Source organism: Frankia sp. AiPs1 (assembly GCF_023716945.1).
Lineage (GTDB): Bacteria > Actinomycetota > Actinomycetes > Frankiales > Frankiaceae > Frankia.
In genome coordinates, this window is sequence record NZ_JAMQQF010000503.1 from 1 (window position 1) to 4392 (window position 4392).

Below are 4392 nucleotides of genomic sequence, written 5' to 3' on the forward strand. Positions count from 1 at the left end.
GCCGGGCGCCGGCGGCGAGCCGGGTGGCGACCTGCCCGCGCAGGTCGCGCAGCCGGCGCAGCGCGTCGGCGGCGCAGATCCAGGCGTACATCGCCCGTTCCCACTGCAGCAGGTACATCGCGACGGCCCAGCCCTTGCCCTCCTCGCCCACGAGGTTGGTCGCCGGGACCACGGCGTCGTCGAAGAACATCTCGGCGAGTTCGTTTGCGCCGCTGGCCAGTGCGATCGGCCGGATGGTGACACCCGGCGTGTCCGCGTCGAGCATGATCATGGACAGGCCACGGTGGCGGGACTCCGGGGTGCCGGTGCGCACCAGGCACACCAGCCGGCTCGACGTCGCGCCGTGACTGGTCCACAGCTTCGACCCGGACAGGACGTAGGTGTCGCCCTCGCGCCGCGCGCGGCAGCGCAGCGACGCCAGGTCGCTGCCGGCCTCCGGCTCGGAGAAGCCCTGCCCCCACCACTGTTCGCCGCGCAGGTAGGCGGGCAGGTAGGCGGCGGCGAGCTCGGGGGCGAAGTGCACCACCGGCGGCCCGAGGGTCTCCAGCGTCAGGTGCGGCGCGGGGATTGGCAGCCCGGCGGCGGCGAGGCCGTCGTAGAGGACGGCGCGGTGGCGCTCGTCCCCGCCGAGCCCACCGGCGGACTCCGGCCAGCCGTAACGGTTCCAGCCGGCGCGGAACAGCACGCCCATGAAGCGGCCGTGGTCGGCGATGCGCTCCTCGGTGCTCGGGTAGTGCCGGCCGCGCCACTGGTCCAGTGCCGGCTCGCTGGCCAGCCAGGCGCGCAGCCCGCGGGCGTAGGCGTCGAGGTCGTCGCGCAGGACCACCGGGTCGGTCGCCGCCGCCTCGGCGACCGTCGGGTCGGTGGCCGCCGTGGTGGTCATGCGGGGCTTCCCGCGGCGGCCGCGCGGGCCTTGGAACGCTCGAGGAAGCTGCGCACGAGCGCCTGGTGCTCGGGGGTGTCGAAGGAGGCGAACTCCTCGCCGAGGGCGTACTCCAGCACGCCGGCCACCGCCCGCTTGATGTGCATGTTCAGCGCCCGCTTGGTGCTCTGCACGGCCTGCGGCGGCTGGGCGGCGAGCTTGCCGGCGACCTTCAGCGCCTCGTCGAGCAGCTCCGCGTCGGGCACCACCCGGTTGGCCAGGCCCAGCGAGACGGCCTGGTGGGCGGGGATCCGCTCGGAGGTCAGCAGGTACTCCTTGGCGCGCAGCATGCCCATGAGCAGCGGCCAGGTCGGCGCGCCGCCGTCGGCCGCGGTCAGCCCGACGCCCACGTGCGGGTCGGACATGAACGCGCTCTCGGCGAGCAGCACGATGTCGCTGCAGACGGCCAGGTTGCAGCCCAGGCCCACCGCGGCGCCGTTGACCGCGGCCACCACCGGCAGCGGGAAGTCGACCATCTCGTTGAGCAGGCGGCGGGCGCCGTCGATCTCGGCGCGGCGCAGCTCACGGTCATCCCACAGCTCGACGAAGTGCTGGAGGTCGCCGCCGGCGCTGAACGCCCGGCCCGCCCCGGTCAGCACGACCGCGCGCGCACCCGGGTCCTCCGCCAGGTGCCGCCAGACCCTGACCAGGGCGTGGTGCAGCGCCTCGTTCGTCGCGTTGAGCGCCTCCGGCCGGTTGAGGGTGACGAGGCGGACGGGACCCCTCTCCTCGATGAGCAGCTCCGGCGCGAACGGGTTGTCCATCAGTTCTCCTGTCGGTCCTGCTGTGCGCCTGCGATACGCCTGAAAAGGTCGGTGGGTCCGCGGCGTGCTGGTGCCCCGCGCCGCGCGACCGGCCGGGCCGCGGCGGGCGTCCGGGAAGCCTTCGGCCGGCTTTCGTCTGCCGGCGGTGAATCTCCCGTCAACTGCCCGCTGCCCTGCCTGGTAACGCCACCGGTGGTGCGCTACCCCGGCCATGAGACCGTTGTTTGACGGAAATGTCAAGTTCTCCTAGGGTGCAGCTGGTGGGGGCGCCAGCCGCCCCTGAGGTCCAAGGTGGGACCTACGGGCGGCGCCATCGAGGGCGCCGTTCGTCGAGCGCGCGGCCTGGCCGGTGCCGTCCACCGCGACGGCGCCGGGGGCCGTGGGAGGAGGCGGCGTGACGGACACGGAATCCCCGGCACAGGCAAGTTCCCAGGCGTACACGAGACCCGAGCGGCGGCTGCTGCCGCAGCCGACCGCCGAGTCGGCGGCGTTCTGGAGCGGCGGGCGCGACGGCCGGCTGCTGATCAGCCACTGTCGGTCCTGCGGGCACTTCTTCCACCCCCCGGGCCCGGTGTGCTGGCGCTGCCGCAGCACCGACGTCGGCCCGGAGCCGGTCTCCGGCCGGGCGACGGTGGCCGCCTTCACGATCAACCGCCAGCCGTGGATCCCCGGCTACCCGCCGCCGTACGTGGTGGCGATGGTGGAGCTCGCCGACGAGCCGGACGTCCGCCTCATCACCAACATCGTCGACGTCCCGCTCGACGAGGTGCGCGTGGGCCTGGAGGTAGAGGTGTTCTTCGAACAGTGGCCGGCCGAGCCCGGTCCGGATGACGCGCCGGTGTGGCTGCCGCTGTTCCGGGCGGCCGCAGCGACGGTCGGGGGTGCGCGATGAGCGGCGGGCCGTTCGACGGCAAGGCGGTCGTCACCGGAGCCGGCAAGTCCCAGGTCGGCCGGCGCCTCGGCCGCACCGGGCTGGACCTGACCATCGAGGCGGTGACCCGGGCGATCGCCGACGCGGGCCTGTCGGTCGACGACATCGACGGCATCGCCAGCTACCCGGGGCCCGGCGTGCCGGACCTGGGTTTCTCCGGGGCCACCATCACCGAGGTTCGCAACGCCCTCGGCCTGCGCAGCCGCTGGTACCTGTCCTCGACGGAGACCGCCGGGCAGATCGGCCCGGCGATCGAGGCGTGCATGGCCGTCACCCTGGGGCTGGCCAACCACGTCGTCGTGTACCGCTCGGTGTGGGAGTCGACCGCGCAGGCCGGCGCCGGCCGGGCGTCGGTGCTGTTCGGCGGCGGGGCGCTGTCCGGGCACCTGGAGTACACCGGGCCCTTCGGCGCGCTGTCCGCGGCGAACTGGCTGTCCATGCCCGCGCAGCGCTACATGCACGACTTCGGGCTCACCCGGGAGCAGCTCTCCGCGATCCCGCTCAACGCCCGTGCCAACGCCGGGCTCAACCCGGACGCGATCTACCGCGACCCGCTCACGCTCGATGACTACCTCAACGCCCGGATGATCTCCGAGCCGCTGTGCCTGTTCGACTGCGACGTGCCCTGCGACGGGGCGACCGCGGTCATCATCTCCCGGCGCGACGCCGCGGCCGGGCTGCCGCGCCACCCGTTGACGGTGGAGTCGGTCGGCACCGGGATGTTCGAGCGGGCCACCTGGGACCAGCGCGTCGACGTCACCACCATGGCGGCGCACGACGTGGCGGCCACCCTGTGGGAGCACACCACCCTGGGTCCCGCCGACGTCGACCTCGCCCAGCTCTACGACGGGTTCAGCTTCCTGACCGTGATCTGGCTGGAGGCGCTGGGCTTTGCCGAGCACGGCAAGGTCGGGCCGTTCATCGAGAGCGGCGAGCGCATCGCCCTGGACGGCCCGCTGCCGCTGAACACCTCCGGCGGGCAGCTCTCCGGCGGGCGGCTGCACGGCATGGGCTTCCTGCACGAGGCGTGCGTGCAGCTCTGGGGCGAGGGCGGCGAGCGGCAGGCGCGCAACAGCCCCGAGGTCGCGGCGGTGGGCGTCGGCGGCGGCCCCGTCGGCGGCGCGATGCTGCTCAGCACCCGCTGACCGACAGGCAGAGGGGGACCGACAGACAACGGGAGAGAACGCCAAGATGGAGACCTACCGCAGCGCGGCCGACCTGGAGGCCGCGCTCGGCACCGAGATCGGCCCCACCGACTGGCTCACCGTGGAGCAGTCGCGGATCGACCTGTTCGCCGACGCCACCGAGGATCACCAGTGGATCCACGTCGATCCCGAGCGGGCCGCCGGCGGCCCGTACGGGGCGACGATCGCCCACGGCTTCCTCACCGCCTCGCTGGTGCCGTACTTCATGAACAAGCTGCGGACCATCGAGGGCATCCGGATGGGCATCAACTACGGCCTGGACCGGGTGCGTTTCCCGTCGCCGGTGCGGGCCGGTGCGCGCATCCGCGCCCGGGCGACCCTCATCGACCTGCGCAAGCTCGACGACGGGGCGGTCCAGGTCACCAACCGGGTGACGATCGACGTCGACGGCTCCGCCAAGCCCGGCTGCGTCGTCGAACTGCTGGCCCGGTACTACTTCGCCGACGCCGCCGGCTCCTGAGCCGCCCACTCGCGAAGGACCTCGCCGGTGTGCTGGCCCACCGTGGGCAGCACACCGGCGGCCGGGGCGGCGTCCCCGGCCGCCGTGCCGTCCTCGGCCGGGTCGCGCAC

The 4392-nt window shown here is 73.7% G+C and carries 5 protein-coding genes; 3 read left to right on the forward strand and 2 right to left on the reverse strand.

Going from position 1 to position 4392, the window contains the following annotated elements:
- Nucleotides 1-883: acyl-CoA dehydrogenase family protein (locus ND748_RS26145; RefSeq protein WP_251748811.1), on the reverse strand; the 883-nt coding region annotated here is incomplete at its 3' end.
- Nucleotides 880-1686, reverse strand: coding sequence for an enoyl-CoA hydratase/isomerase family protein (locus ND748_RS26150; protein WP_251748813.1), 807 nt, complete (start codon nucleotides 1684-1686; stop codon nucleotides 880-882). The genes ND748_RS26145 and ND748_RS26150, both read right to left, overlap by 4 nt.
- Nucleotides 1687-2080: 394 nt before the next feature.
- Between ND748_RS26150 and ND748_RS26155 the strand changes: the two genes are divergently transcribed.
- From ND748_RS26155 to ND748_RS26165, 3 genes are read left to right on the forward strand one after another with little or no spacing between them, the layout of a single operon-like run.
- A complete protein-coding gene (locus tag ND748_RS26155) occupies nucleotides 2081-2578 on the forward strand; it encodes an OB-fold domain-containing protein (RefSeq protein ID WP_251748815.1) in 498 nt (165 codons plus the stop codon).
- Nucleotides 2575-3762 carry a thiolase family protein gene (locus tag ND748_RS26160; RefSeq protein ID WP_251748817.1) on the forward strand — a complete coding sequence of 396 codons (1188 nt, stop codon included), beginning with the start codon at nucleotides 2575-2577 and terminating at the stop codon, nucleotides 3760-3762. The genes ND748_RS26155 and ND748_RS26160 overlap by 4 nt, the downstream gene beginning before the upstream one ends.
- Before the next feature lie 46 nt (nucleotides 3763-3808).
- The gene (locus ND748_RS26165) at nucleotides 3809-4282 is read left to right on the forward strand and encodes a MaoC family dehydratase (RefSeq protein WP_251748819.1); all 474 of its coding nucleotides are present in this window, start codon (nucleotides 3809-3811) and stop codon (nucleotides 4280-4282) included.
- The last annotated feature ends 110 nt before the right edge of the window (nucleotides 4283-4392 follow it).

Excerpts from the sequence above, each read along its gene's own strand:
- ND748_RS26150 (WP_251748813.1), bottom strand. The coding sequence starts at position 1,686 with ATGGACAACCCGTTCGCGCCGGAGCTGCTCATCGAGGAGAGGGGTCCC.
- ND748_RS26160 (WP_251748817.1), top strand. The coding sequence starts at position 2,575 with ATGAGCGGCGGGCCGTTCGACGGCAAGGCGGTCGTCACCGGAGCCGGC.
- ND748_RS26165 (WP_251748819.1), top strand. The coding sequence starts at position 3,809 with ATGGAGACCTACCGCAGCGCGGCCGACCTGGAGGCCGCGCTCGGCACC.